Source organism: Pseudomonas sp. 43mfcvi1.1 (assembly GCF_900115935.1).
GTDB lineage: Bacteria > Pseudomonadota > Gammaproteobacteria > Pseudomonadales > Pseudomonadaceae > Aquipseudomonas > Aquipseudomonas bijieensis.
This window is the reverse complement of sequence record NZ_UETT01000005.1, coordinates 130,884-150,189: the sequence shown is the minus strand read 5'-3', so window position 1 is coordinate 150,189 and position 19,306 is coordinate 130,884. Positions and strand designations below refer to the sequence as shown.

Genomic DNA, 19,306 nt, shown 5'->3' with positions numbered 1-19,306 from the left:
CGACCAAATGCAGGTTTCGACACCCTATAATCAGGCCACTTTGTTTGTGGAGCCTGTTATGCCGAATCTACGCCTCGCCGATCTGACCGCCGAAATCGAAGCCAACGTGCGCCGTGCGTTGCTCGAAGACATCGGCAGCGGCGACATCACCGCGCAACTGATCCCCGCCGAACGCCTGGCCAAGGCCACCATCATCACCCGCGACGCGGCGATCATCAGCGGCACGGCCTGGGTCGATGCCGTATTCCGGCAACTGGATCCGCGTGTCGCGGTGCATTGGCAAGTGCACGACGGCGACCGGGTCAGCCCCGATCAGGCACTGTTCCACCTCGAAGGCCCGGCCCGCTCGCTGCTGACTGGCGAACGCAGCGCACTGAATTTTTTGCAAATGCTCTCGGGGGTCGCCACTCGGGCCCGCTACCTGGCCGATTTCGTCTCCGACACTCAGGTCAAGTTGCTGGACACCCGCAAGACCCTGCCCGGGCTGCGCCTGGCCCAGAAGTACGCAGTCACTTGCGGCGGCTGCCATAACCACCGCATCGGCCTGTACGATGCGTTCCTGATCAAGGAAAACCACATTGCTGCCTGCGGCGGGATCGCCCAGGCCATCGCTGCCGCCCACAAGATCGCACCGGGCAAGCCGGTGGAGATCGAAGTGGAAAGCCTGGCGGAATTGAAAGAAGCGCTGGCGGCCAATGCCGACATCATCATGCTCGACGAACTGAGCCTGGACGACATGCGGGAAGCCGTACGCCTGAACGGCGGCAAGGCGAAGTTGGAAGCCAGCGGCGGGATCAACGAAAGCACGTTGCGTCCGATTGCCGAGACCGGGGTGGACTACATCTCGATCGGGGCGATGACCAAGGATGTGAAGGCGGTGGATCTGTCGATGCGCTTGAGCCTCTGACAACGAAAAACGCCAGCCTCGAAAGGCTGGCGTTTTTTTCAGACCACCAGATTATTCATCTCGCAGTACTCATCCCATTCCACACCCAGCACCTCGGCCGCTTCCTTGTGCAATGCAAGGCGCTGCGCCTCGAACTCTTCAGGTGTACAGGTGTACTTGAGCGTCAACTCCCAAGGCTGCAGGCCCTGGGCTTCGGCCTCATCCTCGAACGCCCACTGGATCTGGTCTTTTTGATCATCGGCAGGCAAGTCCTTGATCTCTTCCAGCAGTTGGGGCGCATCCAGCACGTACTTCTTCAGCGCTTCTTCGTGCCTGGCTTCCTGGGTCAATGCTTTAACGGTCATGGCGTTCTCGTTGATCTGGGGAATGGAAGATGGATCTGGATCATCAAGGATCTCTCTGACGCAAAAAACCGTGTGAAGCCCGGTTTATCTGGCCTTCAGAACCATTCGGGGATCATCTGAAAACTGCTGGGCGATGCACATGCAGGCAACGAATATAGGACGTTTTGCCGACGATTTACACGGTTCTTTACATCTATCCCACAAAAAACCATGCGTATGAGAAACCAGGCGGGCTTGGGAACATCTGTCAAAATAACCAGTCATAGCGATGTGCTATATAGGCACTTCACAAGGAACCCTAGTGATGCACAGCTTTTCGAAACGTTCGTCGACCCGGCTTGCTACCGCGACCTTGCTGCTCGGCAGCCTGAGCTTGGCCGGCCTTGCTCAAGCGGCTGTCGAAGTTAGCTCCGGTACACCTTTGCCTTCCGACACAATCCCCGTGCTCCGCAACTCATTTGATAAAGATGTTCTCATCAAGACCAATATCAGCGTGGGTGACTTGGAAAACTTGCCAGAAGCAGTCAGGGATAACGCCGCCGAACTGGAAAACCAGAAGCGCACCCTCAGCGAGCAGGCCCGCCTGATCGAAGAATTCAAGCGCAACAGCGGCTCCAGCTCCACCTCCAGCAGCAAGGAGATTGATGAGCTCAAGCGCACGATCAAGGAACAGCAAGACGATCTGAAGGACCTTGGCAAACAAGTGGAAGAACTCAAGCGCAATAGCGGCTCCAGTTCGAGTTCGAGCAACAGCGAGATTTCGTCCCTGAAACGGGAGCTCAGCGATCAGGACGGTCAGATGGACCAGCTCAAACGCACGGTCGAGGAGCTGAGCAGGAAAGTGAAATAACGAGAGGCGAAACCGGAATCGATCCTCCTCTTTGCCTCTGAACATAAAGAAGGAAATTTTTAAGTTAGAAAATTTCTCTACCTCTAGGTGTACCCTCATTGGGCTTTCCAATGGTACGACTGGGACGCAGACACTCCTGCGTCCCTAGTTCGCAAGAAAATTCCGGGGGATCGGTGATCCACTCTTAGAGGTTTGGATCCAGCACAATGACGCCTTGCACTTCCCTTCGTTCCAATAAGGCATGAGCCAGGGCCGTTTCGCTTAAGGGGAGCGTCGCGCCGATGACGGGTTTGATCACGCCGCTTGAAACGCCGTCAGCGAGGAACTCCAAAGCCTCGCGAATCAACGCTGGGCGCTGAAAGAACGTCGGTAGGTAAACGCCGGCCAAGGTTTGCGCTTTGGCCATCAACCGACGAGGCGCCAATGCCTCGCCTGGACCCCGCGTGGAGCCCACCACCACACAACGCCCAAGCGTGGCGAGGCACTCAAAGTTCTGATCGAACACCTCGCCGCCGATCGTCTCGAGGATCACATTCACCCCGCGCCCCGCTGTCAGCTCCAGAACGCGTTGCGGCCACTGAGGAGTGTCGTAGGCAATGGCATGGTCAGCCCCAAGGCCGCGCACGAATGCGCGTCGACTTTCAGTGCTGGCCGTACCGAAAACCAACTGTGCGCCCATGGCTTTGGCGATCTGTACAGCCAGGCTCCCGACACCGCCGGCGGCCCCCTGAATCAAAACGTTTTCACCTGCTTGCAGATGTGCGCATACACGTAAAGCGAGGTACGCAGTAACCCCCTGACAAGGCAGGCCAGCCATTGCGACATCGTTTGCCATCTCATCCAGCGTAACCAGCATGTTCACGCGAGCGATAGCCTGCTGTGCGTATGCGCCTTTGGACATGAGCGCCATGACCTTGCGACCGACGACACCAGGGTCAACACCCTCCCCTGTTTCCGAAACGCGTCCGACCACCTGAAGTCCGGCGACATGTGGCAGCGTAACACCACCAACGCGTGTTTCGGGCCGGTTATACATGCCCAACCGTTCACGAATATCTGGAAAATTCACCCCGATCGCAGAGGTGTCTATCAATACCTCGCCGGGCCCCGGCACGGGCGTTGGCAAGTCGACGTACTCGAGCACTTCGGGGCCGCCGAAGCTACGGAACTGAATTGCTTTCATAATCTGAGACCCTGGATTCTTCGCTCGTCAGATCTGTAGACGCAGGCCCGACTTGGAGCCTAATCAGTGGTGCGGCGTGTGCTGCCGAGCAAATCGTCAGCGCAATGTTTCAATTACTTCACCCCATTGAGAAACAACGTAGCGTGTTTCAAAAACAGATCCGGGTATTGATAGATCGCGCCATGGTTTGAATCCGGGTAGATCACCAATTGGGCATTGGGCAACGTCTGCTGCAAGGTCACGTCATTGACGCTGTAGAAGACAATATCGTGGCTGCCGGCGACTACTAGCGTCGGTTGCTTGATGGCCTTCAGGTAGTCGTTGGCGTTGTCTATCCGCGCTCCCCAGCCTGCTATGGCCGCGGCTTGCGCTGGTGCGGTCTTGCTATCGACGTCGACATCCCGATTGACCTTACGTGCACGCAGACGGGTAAGAAATTCACGTCCAGCGGCCTGGCTTTCTGCAGTTTGGGTGAAAAATACGTCCAACAGCAGCTCATCCGGTACGTCGCGCTTTTTCGCCAGGTAGCCTTGGAACTCGGGCGTCAGCGAAGACATGCCTACGCCACCGCGAGGTGAGGAGCCGACCAGAATCAGTCGACGTACCAGTTCCGGATGATCAAGCGTCATTTGCTGGGCGATCAGACTGCCCATGGAAAAACCAAGCACATCAGCCTTGGTTACACCCAACCGCTGGAGCAGCCCGGCGGCGTATTTGGCCATGCCCTGGATATTATTCGGCACTTCACCGCTTGAGCTGGCGACGCCGGCATTGTCGAAAAGTATGACTTCGCGATCATGGGCAAAACCGTCTATGACTTTCGGGTCCCAACTGTCGAGGTTGCCGACGAAATGCTGGAGAAACACCAACGGTACGCCACCGGCTTTGCCAAAACGACGGTAAGCCAAGCGCGCACCATCAACTTCGACGAATTGGGTCGGCGCGGTTTGATGGGTGTAGCTGGAAGCCACTTTGTGCTTTGCCGGGGAGGCGCTGACCTGAACAGTCAGCGTCGAGCAGGCAGCCGCCAGCGTGACGAGGGCGAACGTACGGCGCAACGCCCCACGGGTGTTGAGAGCGGTCATAGAGATGTACCTGATACAAAAGGTGGGTATAAGGTCCGCCCCGGACGGGTTGCAGATGGGGGCGGAGCAGAATCAAGCGGGATTTTTCACGCTAGGGCGTTGCTGCACCTTGATTTGCCAGGCCAGGAGCGCGGTGCACTCTTCGGGAATGGCGATAGAAGCGAAACCGGCGAACACAAGCCCCGCGAATACGGTGATGTCGGCCATGGAAAATTGCTCCCCGGCGATATAGGGCTGGTTGCGGAGGACATAATCGAAATACTTCATTCCGTCGACCGCTCTGTCGCGCTGGCGGTTACCCCAATCGACACGCCCTTCCCATTCCGGACTTTTATACGGCTGCAGTGCAGCACCGAGTCCCGGCGTGGCATGGTGGAAATAGATCCCGACCGGATCGACCAGCTCTGACTCCGCGCGTTTCTGCATCATATGAATGATGGCCTTCTCCTTTGGCGTTGTGCCTGTGAGAATCGGCTCTCCGTCCAGATTGTCCAGATACTCGGTGATCGCGGTGCACTCGGAAATGTTGGTGCCGTCATCCAGTTGAAGAACGGGAACAGTGCCCAGCGGGTTGATGGCCAGGAATGCAGGTTGCTTGTGCTCTGCCGCGGGCAGATCGATCTTGATGAACTCCACTTGCGAGTCCAAGCCTTTTTCAGCCAGGACAATGCGAACACGCAGAGGATTCGGGAACCCGGGAATATCGAAAACCTTCATACAAATGCCTTACCTATCTATCTACCTATCGATAGGTATAAACTACGGCAAGAATATTTTCACTGTCAACATCTATCTATCGATAGGAAGGTAAATTTGTGACGACGGATACGCGAGAAACGATCATGCAAGTCGCCCGAACCATGGTGCAGACCCGGGGCTACAACGGCTTGAGCTTTCGTGAGCTAGCCAAAGAGGTAGGCATCAAGAGCGCTAGCATTCATTACCATTTCCCTACCAAAGGCGACCTGGGTGCCGCGCTGGCCAAGCGTTACACCGAAGACGGTCAGGAGTACCTCGAGGGTTTGCGGACCCGTTCCGATGACCTTCGCGTGTGGATGAAGGGATACACCGACATTTTTCGCCTGGCGCTGGTGAACGATAACCGCATGTGCCTTTGCGGAATCATGTCCGCCGAATTCGACGACCTGCCGCCGGAGGTTAGGACAGAGGTCGAAGCCTTTAACTCACTCAATGTCCGATGGTTATCGGAAGTGTTGTCCGTTTGCCGGCCGCAGTTGAACCAAGAAGAACGGCAGCAGCAGGCGCTAGCGATTTATGCGGCAGTGGAAGGCGCTCAGTTGATCGCGCGTGGGCGTGACGACATCAGTGTTTTTGACCAAACGATCGAAACCTATCGCTCGATGGGCCTGCTACCTTAGCTTGCAACTACTCTGATAACGGGCGACAGCCACAGAAACCACAGCAGTCGCTCGCCTGTAAACACGTCTCAGATTTCCGCACGTCGCGTGGCCAAGAGTCACGCGGCCCTTGATCATTACACTGCGGAGCGAGTATTTGACTGGTCGGGTGTGGATGTGACGCACTTGCAACCGACTTCCTTTGCACAGTGGCTGATCTATCCGCACTGGCGTAGGCATATCGTTGAACACGGAGAGATTCGCCTACCGTTTGGCTCAGGTCGCCATGCCCCGATCGCAGCCGAGGATCAGGCTCGACTAATCGCAGCCATCCTGGAAACCCCTTAACCCCACAAGGGCAAGACTTACCCGCTACACGGTCCGATTGAACTGAACCAACAGTCCATAGCTGATGCAGTCGGCAAAGTCTTGGATCGTGAGATCAAGTACGTGGCGACAACACTGGATCAATACCGCCAGGAATTGGAGAGAGATGGCCTACAGCCTTTTCTCATTCAGCATCTGCTGGAAGTTGCGAAGGACTACCAGCACGGAGGTGAGGATTTCATCATTGGCGAAGTCACGGGACGGCCACCGATGACTGTTACACAAGAGCTATTCAGCAGATAAAGCCCTTTTCAGGTTGCGGTAATTGACCGCTTTGAGTCGATTTCGGCCTCTTCAGCGGCAACCTCGACTGGCCCCCTGTACCGATCGCATTCCAACGGAATAGCTGAAACGAAAAAAACCGTCAGAAGGCAGGTTTTTCAAGACTTCCAAAGAACTCAAAAGCGCTCTGTGGAATGCAAGATGGTGCCCGAGACAGGAATCGAACCTGCGACCTTCGCGTTACGAGTGCGCTGCTCTACCGGCTGAGCTACACGGGCGGTGGCTAAAACTAGCACCGTCCCCCGTGGCCAGGCAACCTGCGACACAGGGATTTTCACCACACAGCAAAACGCCCCGAACCAGTCGGGGCGTTTGCTTGTTCAGCGGCTAAGCGAGGGAGTGATTAAACGCCCGATGCCTTGGCTGCTGCCACGTCTTTGATGGACAGCTTGATACGGCCGCGGTTGTCCACGTCCAGCACCAGCACTTCCACTTCCTGGCCTTCTTTCAAGATGTCGGTCACTTTCTCGACGCGAGCATCGCTCAGCATGGAGATGTGGACCAGACCGTCCTTGCCCGGCAGGATGTTGACGAAGGCGCCGAAGTCGACGATGCGTTCAACCTTGCCGACGTAGATCTTGCCAATCTCGGCTTCGGCAGTGATGCCCAGGACGCGCTGGCGTGCTGCTTCTGCCGCTTCCTTGGTTTCGCCGAAGATCTTGATCGAGCCGTCGTCTTCGATGTCGATCGAAGCCTTGGTTTCTTCACAGATCGCACGGATGGTCGCGCCGCCTTTACCGATGACATCACGGATTTTGTCGGTGTCGATTTTCATCGCGATCATGGTCGGAGCATTTTCCGACAGTTCGGTACGGGACTGACCGATGATCTGGTTCATCTGGCCGAGGATGTTCAGGCGCGCTTCCAGGGCTTGGCCCAGGGCGATTTCCATGATCTCTTCGGTGATGCCCTTGATCTTGATGTCCATCTGCAGTGCGGTGACGCCCTTGGCGGTACCGGCCACTTTGAAGTCCATGTCGCCCAGGTGGTCTTCGTCACCCAGGATGTCGGTCAGGACGGCGAATTTCTCGCCTTCCTTCACCAGGCCCATGGCGATACCGGCAACCGGCGCCTTCATCGGCACACCGGCGTCCATCAGGGCCAGGGAAGCGCCGCAGACCGAAGCCATCGAGCTCGAGCCGTTGGACTCGGTGATTTCCGAGACCACGCGAATGGTGTACGGGAACACATCAGCGGCAGGCAGCATGGCCTGGACCGAACGACGGGCCAGACGACCGTGGCCGATTTCGCGGCGACCAGCGCCACCCATGCGACCACACTCGCCCACCGAGAACGGAGGGAAGTTGTAGTGCAGCATGAACGGGTCTTTCTTTTCGCCTTCCAGGGTGTCGAGCAGTTGCGCGTCACGGGCGGTGCCCAGTGTGGCAACGACCAGGGCCTGGGTCTCGCCACGGGTGAACAGTGCCGAACCGTGGGTCTTCGGCAGGACGCCGACTTCGATGTTCAGCGGACGCACGGTGCGAGTGTCGCGACCGTCGATACGCGGCTTGCCGTTGACGATGTTTTCGCGAACGGTGCGGTATTCGATTTCACCGAAAGCGGCTTTGACGTCGCTGGCCGATGGCTGGCCTTCTTCGCCGGACAGCTTGGCAACGACCTGGTCTTTCAGCTCGCCCAGGCGTGCATAACGGTCGGCCTTGACGGTGATGGTGTAGGCCTGGGAGATCGCTTCGCCGAACTCGGCACGGATCGCGCCCAGCAGTTCGGTGGCTTCGGCTTGTGGAGCCCAGGTCCAGGTTGGCTTGGCGGCTTCGGCGGCCAGTTCCTTGACGGCGTTGATCACCACTTGGAACTCGTCGTGGGCGAACAGCACGGCGCCCAGCATCTGGTCTTCGGTCAGTTCCTTGGCTTCGGATTCAACCATCAGCACGGCTTCGGAAGTACCGGCCACGACCATGTCCAGGCTCGATGCCTTCAGTTGCTCGTAGGTCGGGTTCAGCAGGTAGCCGGTGCTTTCGTGGAACGCGACGCGGGCAGCGCCGATCGGGCCATCGAAAGGAATGCCGGAGATGGCCAGGGCAGCCGAGGTACCGATCATCGCAGCGATGTCCGGATCGGTTTTCTTGCTGGTGGACACGACGGTGCAGACAACCTGCACTTCGTTCATGAAACCTTCAGGGAACAGCGGACGGATCGGACGGTCGATCAGTCGGGAAGTCAGGGTTTCTTTCTCGGAAGGACGGCCTTCACGCTTGAAGAAACCGCCAGGGATCTTACCGGCAGCGTAAGTCTTTTCCTGGTAGTGAACAGACAGAGGGAAGAAGCCCTTGCCTGGATCGGCTTGCTTGGCACCGACAACGGTCACCAATACGCTGACGTCGTCGTCAACGGTGACCAGCACTGCGCCGGAGGCCTGACGGGCGATACGGCCAGTCTCGAGGGTAACGGTCGACTGACCGAATTGGAATTTTTTGATTACCGGGTTCACGGTGTCCTACCTTCTTTGTGGCTCTTGGGGAACTTGTCTTCTTGCGAAATTCTTGGGCAGTGCGGGGAATCGGCCCAACGACTGTCCAGATAAAACTTGAGGCTGGGAGCCTGCCGGCTGCCAGCGCAAAACGCGGGCAACTGGCAGACAACCAACCTCATAGCGCAATCGCTGATTAGCGACGCAGGCCCAGGCGGCCGATCAAGGTGCTGTAACGATTAACGTCTTTGCCCTTGAGGTAATCCAGCAGCTTGCGACGCTGGTTTACCATGCGGATCAGACCACGACGGGAGTGGTGGTCTTTACCGTTGGCCTTGAAGTGACCTTGCAGTTTGTTGATGTTGGCGGTCAGCAGTGCAACTTGCACTTCTGGCGAACCAGTATCACCAACAGCTTGCTGGTAGTCGGTCACGATCTGAGCTTTTTCTTCAACGCTGAGTGCCATGTGGCTTTCCTCTTGTGAGGTACCGTCTCCAGGGAAACCGTACCAACAGGCCAGGGACAAATCCCTGTATCTATAAATGAGTAGTGACCGTGCCTGTTAACAGCCACACTCGCCAACCTGCTGTTACGCAGGCTGGTTCCGGTCATTCCGACCGAATCAGTCGACGCGGCGCAATACGCCCGTCTTCACTCACTTCACCAATACCGATGAAGCGACCGTTGTGATCCTGTACCCGGACCATGCCGAATTTCGGCGCATCCGGGGCACGTACCGGCTGGCCGTTGAGCCAGTAGAACGCGCTATGTTCCGAGAATTGCAGTAGCGGCCAATCCAGCAACCCGCTGTCCGATGGCATCAGGAAACGATCGACCGCTTCGTTACCACCCTCGGCATGCACCGCTTCGAGCTCTTCGAGCGTGACCGTCTGGGCCAGCGTAAAAGGCCCGGCCTGGGTCCGTCGCAACTCTGCCACGTACGCGCCACAGCCGAGCCGTTCACCAATATCCTCCACCAGGGTGCGGATATAGGTGCCCTTGCTGCAATCCACAGCCAGCCGCGCAGTATTACCGTCAAAGGCCAGCAATTCCAAGCGCGCAATAGTAACAGAACGCGGTTCGCGCTCCACTACTTCGCCGGCACGGGCCAGTTTATACAACGGCTGCCCATCACGCTTGAGGGCTGAGTACATTGGCGGTATCTGGCTGATTTGCCCACGAAAAGCCGGTAATACAGCCTCGATATCGGCCTGACCAACGGTCACCGGGCGTTCGAGCAGAACCTCACCTTCGGCATCCGCCGTGGTGGTGGTCTTGCCCAGTTGCGCCAGGGTCTCATAACCCTTGTCGGAATCGAGCAGGTACTGGGAGAACTTGGTCGCCTCGCCAAAGCACAGCGGCAGCACGCCGGTGGCCAGCGGATCGAGGCTACCAGTGTGCCCGGCCTTTTCGGCATTGAGCAGCCAGCGAACCTTCTGCAGCGCCGCGTTGGAGGTGAACCCCAGCGGCTTGTCGAGCAGGATGATGCCGCTGACGTTACGACGGATGCGTTTGACCTGAGCCACCGATTACTCCTTGGTGTCTTCGGGTTCAGCCGCAACCGGGTGCTGACTGTCTTCAGCCACGGCGCGCTCGATCAGGGCCGACAGATGCGCACCGCGCACGACGCTTTCGTCGTAGTGGAAGTGCAACTGTGGGACGCTGCGCAGCTTCATCTCCCGGGCCAACTGCATACGCAGGAAGCCGGCGGCCGAGTTGAGCACCTTGATGCTCTGGGCGATTTCTTCGGCGCTGTCCTGGCCCATCACAGTGATGAAAATCTTCGCGTGACCGACGTCACGGCTGACTTCCACAGCGGTAATGGTGACCAGGCCGACGCGCGGGTCTTTGACTTCGCGACGGATCAGTTGGGCCAGCTCGCGCTGCATCTGATCGCCGATTCGTTGGGTACGGCTGTATTCTTTTGCCATGTCTTGTTACCTGTTACTGCCCCACGGTCAAACCCGTGAGGTCTGAAAGCGGCAAACGCCCGGCCTGGCAAAAGCCAGACCGGGCGTTGCGTTTAGAGTCCGGCAGCGAGGCGGCGCATATTCGTGCGGCTGCCCGGTGCGGCTCTTGAAGTGCGCGAGTTAGAGGCTGCGAGCAACCTGAACCTTCTCGAAGACTTCGATCTTGTCGCCGACCTTGACGTCGTTGTAGCTCTTGACGCCAATACCGCATTCCATGCCGGCACGTACTTCGGAAGCGTCATCCTTGAAGCGGCGCAGGGATTCCAGCTCGCCTTCGAAGATCACGATGTCTTCACGCAATACACGGATCGGACGGTTACGGTGAACGACACCCTCGATCACCATGCAACCGGCGATGGCACCAAACTTCGGCGAACGGAACACGTCGCGAACTTCGGCCACACCCAGGATGTTCTCCCGGACGTCGCTGCCCAGCATACCGGTCAACGCTTTCTTGACGTCTTCAATGATGTCGTAGATCACGTTGTAGTAACGCATATCCAGGCCTTCCTGCTCGACGATCTTGCGAGCGCCGGCATCGGCACGCACGTTGAAGCCGAACAGTACAGCATTGGAGGCCAGTGCCAGGTTGGCGTCGGACTCGGTGATACCACCGACACCGCCACCGACCACACGCACTTGCACTTCGTCGTTACCCAGGCCATTCAAGGCGCCGTTCAACGCTTCGAGCGAACCACGGACGTCGGATTTGAGGACGATGTTGAGCGTCTTCTTCTCTTCCTGGCCCATGTTCTCGAAGATGTTTTCCAGCTTGCCGGCGTGAGCACGAGCCAGTTTGACTTCGCGGAACTTGCCTTGACGGAACAGAGCCACTTCACGGGCTTTCTTCTCGTCAGCCACAACGCTCATCTCGTCGCCAGCGTCCGGGGTACCGTCCAGGCCAAGGATCTCGACCGGGATAGCCGGACCGGCTTCCTTGATTGGCTTGCCGTTCTCGTCGAGCATGGCACGCACGCGGCCGTAGTTCGAACCGACCAGCACCATGTCGCCTTGGCGCAGGGTACCGTCTTGAACCAGGACGGTCGCGACAGGGCCACGGCCTTTGTCGAGGCGCGATTCAACGACCACACCACGGCCAGGAGCCGAAGGCGTAGCAGTCAATTCCAGGACCTCGGCTTGCAACAGAACGGCTTCGAGCAGTTCGTCAACGCCGGTACCCATCTTCGCCGAGACCGGAACGAATGGAGTGTCGCCACCCCACTCTTCGGAGGTCACGCCGTGGACCGACAGTTCGCTGCGGATGCGATCGAGATCAGCGCCCGGCTTGTCGATCTTGTTCACTGCCACCACCAGCGGCACGCCAGCTGCCTGGGCATGCTGAACGGCTTCGATGGTTTGCGGCATCACGCCGTCGTCCGCTGCAACCACCAGGATCACGATGTCGGTCGCCTTGGCACCACGGGCACGCATCGCGGTAAACGCAGCGTGACCCGGGGTGTCGAGGAACGTCACCATGCCGCGGTCGGTTTCAACGTGGTAGGCGCCGATGTGCTGGGTAATACCACCAGCCTCACCTGCCGCAACCTTCGCACGACGAATATAGTCGAGCAGGGAGGTTTTACCGTGGTCGACGTGGCCCATGACGGTCACGACCGGTGCACGGGAAACCGCCTCACCTTCAAACTTCAGGGACTCGGCCAGGGAATCTTCCAGGGCGGTGTCGCTGACCAGGGTCACTTTGTGGCCCAGCTCTTCAGCAACCAGTTGGGCAGTTTCCTGGTCCAGTACCTGGTTGATGGTGGCTGGCGTACCCAGCTTGAACATGAACTTGATGATTTCAGCAGCCTTGACCGACATCTGCTGGGCCAGATCGCCCACAGTGATGGTCTCGCCGATCTTCACTTCACGCACGACAGGGCCGGTAGGGCTCTGGAAACCGTGGGCGTTGCGTTTCTTCAGCTTGGCCTTGCCGCGACCGCCGCGACGGAAGCCATCGCTTTCTTCATCGGTAGTACGTGGCGCAACACGGGGTGCTGGAGCCTTTTCCTTGACCGAAGCACGATGAGGCGCGTTCTTGCGCTCGCCATCGCCGCTGCCACGACGATTGTCGTCGGCACGTGGCTTGTCCGGACGACGCTGTTCGTCGCGCTTGCGAGTATCGGCAGGAGCCGGAGCTGGCGCCACGACTGGAGCCGCTTCGCGCACAGGTTCGACTACCGGGGCAACAGCCTCGACAGCTTCCACCGGAGCGGTTTGCGCAGCAGCAGGCTGGCGGCGCGCTTCTTCTTCGGCGCGACGCTTGGCTTCTTCTTCAGCCTTCTGACGAGCAGCATTTTCTACTGCGCGACGTTCTTCCTGTTCGCGTTTGCGCTCGGCTTCGATTTCTTCCGGGCTGCGCTGTACGAAGACTTTCTTCTTGCGTACTTCAACGCTGATGCTTTTGCTACCGGCAACACGCAGGGTGCTGGTGGTTTTACGCTGCAGAGTGATCTTGCGCGGTTCTTCCACTTTCGCCTTGTGACTGCTCTTCAAGTGAGTCAGCAGGGACTGCTTCTCACTGTCGGTCACATGTTCCTCGGCGGCGGTGTGCGGCAGACCTGCCTCACGCATCTGCTGCAACAGGCGCTCTACCGGTGTTTTGACCTCATCGGCCAGTTGTTTCACCGTGACTTGCGTCATGCACTTCTCTCCTCAGGCCGCGCCTAATTACTCGAACCAGTGGGCTCGGGCGGCCATGATCAACTTGCCGGCACGATCATCGTCAATGCCGTCGATGTCGAGCAGATCGTCAATAGACTGCTCGGCCAGGTCTTCGCGGGTAATTACGCCGCGCACCGCCAGTTCCATCGCCAAATCCTTGTCCATGCCCTCAAGCGAGAGCAGGTCTTCGGCCGGATGGGCGTCTGCCAGCTTTTCCTCAGTAGCGATGGCTTTGGTCAACAAACGATCCTTGGCCCGAGCGCGAAGCTCGTTGACGATTTCCTCGTCAAAGCCGTCGATGTTGAGCATTTCCTCCACCGGTACGTAGGCAATCTCTTCCAGGCTGGTAAAGCCTTCGTCCACCAGCACCTGCGCCAGTTCTTCATCGACTTCGAGCTCTTCGATGAAGTTGCGCAGGATGTCGCCGGTTTCCGCTTGTTGCTTAGCCTGGATGTCCGATTCGGTCATCACGTTCAGGGTCCAGCCAGTCAACTGGCTGGCCAGACGCACGTTCTGACCACCACGACCGATAGCCTGAGCGAGATTGTCTGCGCCAACGGCGATGTCCATGGCATGGGCATCTTCGTCGACGATAATTGCCGCCACTTCAGCAGGCGACATGGCGTTGATCACGAACTGAGCCGGGTTGTCGTCCCACAGGACGATGTCCACGCGCTCGCCGCCCAACTCGCCGGATACGGCCTGGACACGCGAACCACGCATGCCGATGCAAGCACCTTGCGGGTCGATGCGCTTGTCCTTGGAGCGGACCGCGATCTTGGCACGCGATCCCGGATCACGGGAGGCGGCCATGACTTCGATCAGGCCTTCAGCAATTTCCGGCACTTCGATGCGGAACAACTCGATCAGCATTTCCGGCGCTGTACGCGACAGGATCAGCTGTGGGCCGCGGTTCTCGGTGCGGATTTCCTTGAGCAGCGCACGCAAACGCACGCCAACCCGGAAAGTTTCGCGAGAAATGATGTCTTCGCGAGCCAGCAACGCTTCAGCGTTGTTGCCCAGGTCGACGATCACGTTGTCGCGGGTCACTTTTTTCACGGTGCCGGAGATGATTTCCCCCAGGCGCTCGCGATAAGCGTCGACGACTTGCGCGCGCTCGGCTTCGCGAACTTTCTGCACAATAACCTGCTTGGCAGTCTGTGCAGCGATGCGACCGAACTCGATGGATTCGATTTTTTCTTCGACGACATCACCGACCTTGGCGCCCGGGTGCGTTTCTGCAACCTTGCTCGGCCAGGTTTCGATAGCCGGATCGTCCAGGTCGGCTTCCTCGACTACCGTCCAGCGACGGAAAGTCTCGTAGGCACCCGTGTGGCGATTGATTTCCACACGCAAATCAACTTCGTCTTCAAACCGCTTCTTGGTAGCAGTGGCCAGGGCCAGCTCCAGCGCTTCAAAAATAACGTTAGCCGGTACGCCCTTTTCATTGGATACCGACTCAACAACCAGCAGTACTTCTTTGCTCATCGTACGCCTCGCCTTTCGCAAGCCATTGGATCCGCGGGATCCGCAGTATCTGGCACGTATCAGTCAAAACTGGGAATAATGTTGGCCTTGTCGATCATATCGATCGGCAACAGGAACTCATGGTCATCTACCTGCACCACGACGTCCTGTTCTTCTACACCGCGCAGAAGGCCTTGGAAGTTGCGTCGACCTTCGAAAGGCGAGCGCAGCTTGATCTTCACTTGTTCACCGGCAAACAAAGCGAACTGTTCAAGAGTGAACAGGGGGCGCTCCATGCCAGGCGAGGAAACTTCAAGGGTGTATTCGGAGGTGATTGGATCTTCAACATCCAGTACACCGCTGATCTGACGGCTGACGATGGCGCAATCATCCACCAACACGCCGCCTTCCTTATCGATATAAACGCGCAACAGTGAGTGGCGACCTTGAGCCGAAAACTCAATACCCCAGCATTCATAGCCAAGGGCCACGACCACCGGGGCCAACAAGGCCTGCAACTGTTCTAGCTTGCTCGACACCTGAACCCCCTCGTGCATGTTTGTGCATGCTGTGCAAATAAAAAAAAATGGGCGAATCGCCCATCCCTGAAACGCCGTCGAATAGCGGCGTTATAAAGTGTCCAGCTAACAAAAAGCCCCTTGGAAGGGGCCCCTGAAACTGGTTGCGGGAGCCGGATTTGAACCGACGACCTTCGGGTTATGAGCCCGACGAGCTACCAGACTGCTCCATCCCGCGACAAAGCTGGGGCGGAAGTATACGACCGATCCCTTACAGGGTCAATGTAACCCTTCCACCTACAAGAAAGCCCGCAATCGCGGGCTCTCCTGATAATTGGTACCGAGAAGGGGACTCGAACCCCTACACCCTATGGGCACAACCACCTCAAGGTTGCGTGTCTACCAATTCCACCACCTCGGCAATACAGCGTTTGAAACCTTCTTACTTCTGCTCTTGAGCTGGAGGCACGTCAGTCGCCGGGTTGGCCGACTTTTGCTCTTGAAGCACCGGGACATCATCAGAAGCCGGTTGTTGCTTTGGCGCCTCCAAGACTGCTGGGTTTGGCAAACCTACTTGAGTCAGCTCGTGAGCTTTCTCTTTAGCAAAGTAACCTAACCCCAAGCTGGTCATGAAGAAACCGGCGGCAAGTATAGCAGTAAACTTACTAAGAAAGGTAGAGGAACCTTGGCTTCCGAACACAGTATTTGAAGCACCTGCACCGAAAGACGCACCAGCATCCGCACCTTTACCCTGCTGCAGCAATACGAGAGCAACTACACCCAGTGCACCCAGCAGATGAAAAACGACTACGACTGTTTCCAGCATTTTTTCAGTTTCCCGCGGCGCGACAGATCGCACCGAACTCATCTGCATTCAGGGACGCTCCACCAATGAGCCCCCCATCGATATCCGGCATGCCGAACAGTTCGACCGCATTGGCCGCCTTCACGCTGCCGCCGTATAGAAGCCGCACACCTCGTGCCACTTCAGAATTCTCTGCCGCCAACTGCGCGCGGATGGCTGCGTGCACATCCTGCGCCTGTTGCGGCGAAGCAGTCAGCCCGGTACCAATGGCCCAGACTGGCTCGTAAGCAATAATTGCCTTTGCAAAAGCACCAACACCCAGCTCTTCGATGATGCTGCCCAGCTGACGCTCGACAACTTCAAGGGTCTTGCCGGCTTCACGCTGCGCAAGGGTTTCCCCTATGCACAACACCGGAGTCAGACCACAGGCCTGGGCCGCAGCAAATTTGCGGATCAAGGCCTTGTCCTGCTCGCCCATGATCTGGCGACGCTCGGAATGTCCGACCAGGACCAGGGAACAACCTGCATCCACCAATTGACTCGGTGCAATCTCACCGGTCAACGCACCTTGCATGGACTCCACCGCAGAGTTCTGCGCGCCGACCGAAATCGACTTACCTTTCAAGCCATCAATCACTTGATTGATATACAAGCAAGGCGGGAATACCGCGACATCAACACCGCTTGGCAAGGCCAGATGACGAAGGCCATTGATCAGCTCAGCGACGCTGGCGCGGGTACCGTGCATCTTCCAGTTACCAGCTACCATAGGGCGACGCATGCTGTACCTCGTCGGTCAAAGTGGGCGCAGATGTTACCCAACCGATCCATGACTGGCAAGCCGAATTCAGGCAGAAACTTCAGTAACCAGTTTTGCCAGCTCTTCGGCATAACCGCGAACTTGCGCTTCATCCTCGCCTTCGACCATGACACGCACCAAAGGCTCTGTGCCGGACTTGCGCAACAATACACGTCCACGCCCCGCCATCGCCTGTGTCACACGCTCACTGGCCTGCTTGACCTTGGCATCCTCGAGAGGATTCACACCGCCCCCGAAACGCACGTTGATCAACACTTGCGGGCATTTGCGCAATGCCTGGCGCGACTGTGCGAGCCCTTCGTTACGCGCCTTGAGCGCCATCAGCACTTGCAAGGCCGCAATGATCGCATCACCCGTGGTGGTATGGTCGAAGCATACGATGTGGCCGGAGTTCTCACCACCGATCACCCAGTTGCGCTCCAGCAGCTCCGAGATCACGTAGCGGTCACCCACATTGGCCCGCACGAACGGGATATCCAGGTCTGCCAGGGCCAGCTCCAGCCCGAGGTTGCTCATCAACGTGCCGACTACGCCGCCCTGCAGCTTGCCGCGCCCATGCAGGTCACGAGCAATAATGAACAGCAGCTCGTCACCATCGACGACCGTACCGGTGTGATCAACCATCAAGACCCGATCACCGTCGCCGTCGAAGGCGATCCCGAGATCAGCCTGCTCAGCCAGCACCGCAGCCTGCAATGCCTCGGTATGGGTGGAGCCACAGTTGTGGTTGATGTTCAGGCCATTAGGCTGGGCGGAAAGCACCACCACCTCGGCCCCCAGCTCGCGAAAGACGCTCGGCGCGACTTTATAGGTTGCCCCGTGGGCGCAATCGACGACGACTTTCAGGCCGGAAAAACTGGTACCTGTGGGCACACTGCCCTTGCAGAATTCGATGTAGCGACCCGACGCATCGTTGATCCGCGACACTTTGCCGATCTTGCTCGACTCAACCACAGTCATCGGCGTGTCCAGCAGCTCTTCGATCATCAGCTCGATATCGTCCGGCAGCTTGGTACCCTGGCCGGAGAAGAACTTGATGCCGTTGTCGTCATGAGGGTTGTGCGAGGCACTGATCACGATGCCTGCCTGGGCCTGGAACGTACGCGTCAGGTAGGCAATGGCCGGCGTCGGCATCGGGCCCAGCAGCATCACATCGGCGCCCGCCGATGTCAGGCCAGCCTCGAGTGCCGATTCGAACATGTAGCCGGAAATTCGCGTGTCCTTGCCGACCAGCACCTTGCAGGCGCCCATCTTGCGGAACGCCATGCCGGCCGCCCAGCCGAGCTTGAGCATGAAATCAGGGGTAATAGGGTATTCGCCGACCCGACCACGAATACCGTCGGTGCCAAAGTATTTCTTGCTCATAAGTGCTCCGTCATTCTTATTCGGCTGAATCCACAGCTGCGATCATCCGCACGACATCCATCGTTTCGGCTACATCGTGCACACGCAATATGCGCGCGCCTTTGGTAAGGGCCAAGGCCGCAAGGGCGAGACCACCATACAGGCGCTCTCCCACCGGTCGGCCCAAGGCATTGCCTATCATGCTCTTTCGCGAAACCCCAACCAAAAGGGGCCGCCCCAGTGCATGCAAGGCTTCCATATGTTTGAACAGGCTCAGGTTGTGAGCCAGCGTCTTGGCAAAGCCAAAGCCGGGATCAAGAACGATCCGCTCGGCGGGAATGCCCACGGCAGCACACTGGTCCAGACGCTCCACCAGGAATTCACCCACCTCCCTGGTTACATCATCATAGTGCGGGTCATTCTGCATGGTCCCCGGTTCGCCGAGCATATGCATCAGGCACACCGGCAACCCGGTGGCCGCCGCAGCGTCCAGGGCGCCGTCGCGCCGCAGGGACCGAACATCATTGATCAGGCCTGCCCCCAGTCGCGCAGTCTCGCGCATGACCGCAGGCGTGGACGTATCGACCGAGATAATGACATCAAGTTCGCGATGGATGCGCTCGACAATCGGCGCTACCCGCTCCAGCTCTTCGGTAGGCGAGACTGCCCGCGCGCCCGGCCGGGTCGATTCGCCTCCTACATCGATCAGCGTTGCACCGGCAGCCACCATGGCTTCGGCATGCCGCAGCGCAGCATCGAGCTGGCTGAATCGACCGCCATCGGAAAAGGAATCAGGCGTGACATTGAGAATGCCCATGACATGCGCATGGGCCAAATCAAGAACCCGGTTGCCGCAAGGTAACCGGGTCGAGGACTGAACAGAAGTCATTTCAAGCC

General features: G+C 58.1%; 18 protein-coding genes and 3 tRNA genes. 3 read left to right on the top strand and 18 right to left on the bottom strand.

Annotated elements, in window-relative coordinates; translation table 11 throughout:
• The first annotated feature begins 58 nt into the window (after positions 1–58).
• Positions 59–907 carry a carboxylating nicotinate-nucleotide diphosphorylase gene (nadC, locus tag DTP52_RS11585; RefSeq protein ID WP_109753496.1) on the top strand — a complete coding sequence of 283 codons (849 nt, stop codon included), beginning with the start codon at positions 59–61 and terminating at the stop codon, positions 905–907.
• 38 nt (positions 908–945) lie between these two features.
• Here nadC and DTP52_RS11580 read toward each other — a convergent pair whose 3' ends face one another.
• Positions 946–1,251 carry a DUF6388 family protein gene (locus DTP52_RS11580; RefSeq protein ID WP_109753495.1) on the bottom strand — a complete coding sequence of 102 codons (306 nt, stop codon included), beginning with the start codon at positions 1,249–1,251 and terminating at the stop codon, positions 946–948.
• Positions 1,252–1,555: 304 nt separating this feature from the next.
• Between DTP52_RS11580 and DTP52_RS11575 the strand changes: the two genes are divergently transcribed.
• Positions 1,556–2,101: a hypothetical protein gene (locus DTP52_RS11575; RefSeq protein ID WP_109753494.1), complete on the top strand. Its 546-nt coding sequence runs from the start codon at positions 1,556–1,558 to the stop codon at positions 2,099–2,101.
• 184 nt (positions 2,102–2,285) lie between these two features.
• Here DTP52_RS11575 and DTP52_RS11570 read toward each other — a convergent pair whose 3' ends face one another.
• The 3 genes from DTP52_RS11570 to DTP52_RS11560 all read right to left on the bottom strand — a co-directional run bounded on the left by DTP52_RS11570 (position 2,286) and on the right by DTP52_RS11560 (position 5,086).
• Positions 2,286–3,284, bottom strand: a complete 999-nt coding sequence (locus DTP52_RS11570; RefSeq protein ID WP_109753493.1) for an NADPH:quinone oxidoreductase family protein — start codon at positions 3,282–3,284, stop codon at positions 2,286–2,288.
• A 113-nt stretch (positions 3,285–3,397) separates the two neighbouring features.
• Positions 3,398–4,369, bottom strand: coding sequence for an alpha/beta fold hydrolase (locus DTP52_RS11565; protein WP_109753492.1), 972 nt, complete (start codon positions 4,367–4,369; stop codon positions 3,398–3,400).
• Positions 4,370–4,441: 72 nt separating this feature from the next.
• Positions 4,442–5,086, bottom strand: coding sequence for a glutathione S-transferase (locus tag DTP52_RS11560; RefSeq protein WP_109753491.1), 645 nt, complete (start codon positions 5,084–5,086; stop codon positions 4,442–4,444).
• 98 nt (positions 5,087–5,184) lie between these two features.
• Here DTP52_RS11560 and DTP52_RS11555 point away from each other — a divergent pair, with 98 nt between their 5' ends.
• Positions 5,185–5,748, top strand: a complete 564-nt coding sequence (locus DTP52_RS11555) for a TetR/AcrR family transcriptional regulator (RefSeq protein WP_204334263.1) — start codon at positions 5,185–5,187, stop codon at positions 5,746–5,748.
• Between the two features lie 790 nt (positions 5,749–6,538).
• On the opposite strand, the gene DTP52_RS11545 is transcribed toward DTP52_RS11555, so the two are convergent.
• The 14 genes from DTP52_RS11545 to folP all read right to left on the bottom strand — a co-directional run bounded on the left by DTP52_RS11545 (position 6,539) and on the right by folP (position 19,298).
• Positions 6,539–6,614: transfer RNA gene (locus tag DTP52_RS11545), tRNA-Thr, on the bottom strand.
• A 125-nt stretch (positions 6,615–6,739) separates the two neighbouring features.
• Entirely contained in the window at positions 6,740–8,845 is a 2,106-nt protein-coding gene (gene pnp, locus DTP52_RS11540) for a polyribonucleotide nucleotidyltransferase (RefSeq protein WP_003197725.1), read from the bottom strand.
• A gap of 175 nt (positions 8,846–9,020) precedes the next feature.
• The gene (gene rpsO / locus DTP52_RS11535) at positions 9,021–9,290 is read right to left on the bottom strand and encodes a 30S ribosomal protein S15 (protein WP_039592311.1); all 270 of its coding nucleotides are present in this window, start codon (positions 9,288–9,290) and stop codon (positions 9,021–9,023) included.
• Between the two features lie 142 nt (positions 9,291–9,432).
• A complete protein-coding gene (gene truB / locus DTP52_RS11530; protein ID WP_109753489.1) occupies positions 9,433–10,350 on the bottom strand; it encodes a tRNA pseudouridine(55) synthase TruB in 918 nt (305 codons plus the stop codon).
• Between the two features lie 3 nt (positions 10,351–10,353).
• Complete coding sequence (gene rbfA, locus DTP52_RS11525; RefSeq protein WP_003177871.1) at positions 10,354–10,755, bottom strand: 30S ribosome-binding factor RbfA; 402 nt, start codon at positions 10,753–10,755, stop codon at positions 10,354–10,356.
• A 159-nt stretch (positions 10,756–10,914) separates the two neighbouring features.
• Entirely contained in the window at positions 10,915–13,434 is a 2,520-nt protein-coding gene (infB, locus tag DTP52_RS11520; RefSeq protein WP_109753488.1) for a translation initiation factor IF-2, read from the bottom strand.
• Positions 13,435–13,461: 27 nt separating this feature from the next.
• Positions 13,462–14,943, bottom strand: coding sequence for a transcription termination factor NusA (gene nusA / locus DTP52_RS11515; protein WP_003177868.1), 1,482 nt, complete (start codon positions 14,941–14,943; stop codon positions 13,462–13,464).
• 59 nt (positions 14,944–15,002) lie between these two features.
• Complete coding sequence (gene rimP / locus DTP52_RS11510; protein ID WP_053118762.1) at positions 15,003–15,461, bottom strand: ribosome maturation factor RimP; 459 nt, start codon at positions 15,459–15,461, stop codon at positions 15,003–15,005.
• 140 nt (positions 15,462–15,601) lie between these two features.
• Positions 15,602–15,678, bottom strand: a tRNA-Met gene (locus DTP52_RS11505).
• Between the two features lie 97 nt (positions 15,679–15,775).
• Positions 15,776–15,861, bottom strand: a tRNA-Leu gene (locus DTP52_RS11500).
• A gap of 21 nt (positions 15,862–15,882) precedes the next feature.
• Positions 15,883–16,266: a preprotein translocase subunit SecG gene (secG, locus tag DTP52_RS11495; RefSeq protein WP_003197714.1), complete on the bottom strand. Its 384-nt coding sequence runs from the start codon at positions 16,264–16,266 to the stop codon at positions 15,883–15,885.
• A gap of 4 nt (positions 16,267–16,270) precedes the next feature.
• Complete coding sequence (gene tpiA / locus DTP52_RS11490; protein ID WP_109753487.1) at positions 16,271–17,026, bottom strand: triose-phosphate isomerase; 756 nt, start codon at positions 17,024–17,026, stop codon at positions 16,271–16,273.
• Between the two features lie 66 nt (positions 17,027–17,092).
• Positions 17,093–18,430: a phosphoglucosamine mutase gene (glmM, locus tag DTP52_RS11485; protein ID WP_109753486.1), complete on the bottom strand. Its 1,338-nt coding sequence runs from the start codon at positions 18,428–18,430 to the stop codon at positions 17,093–17,095.
• Positions 18,431–18,446: 16 nt separating this feature from the next.
• On the bottom strand, positions 18,447–19,298 hold the full coding sequence (gene folP / locus DTP52_RS11480; protein WP_109753485.1) for a dihydropteroate synthase: 852 nt from the start codon (positions 19,296–19,298) through the stop codon (positions 18,447–18,449).
• Positions 19,299–19,306 lie beyond the last annotated feature (8 nt).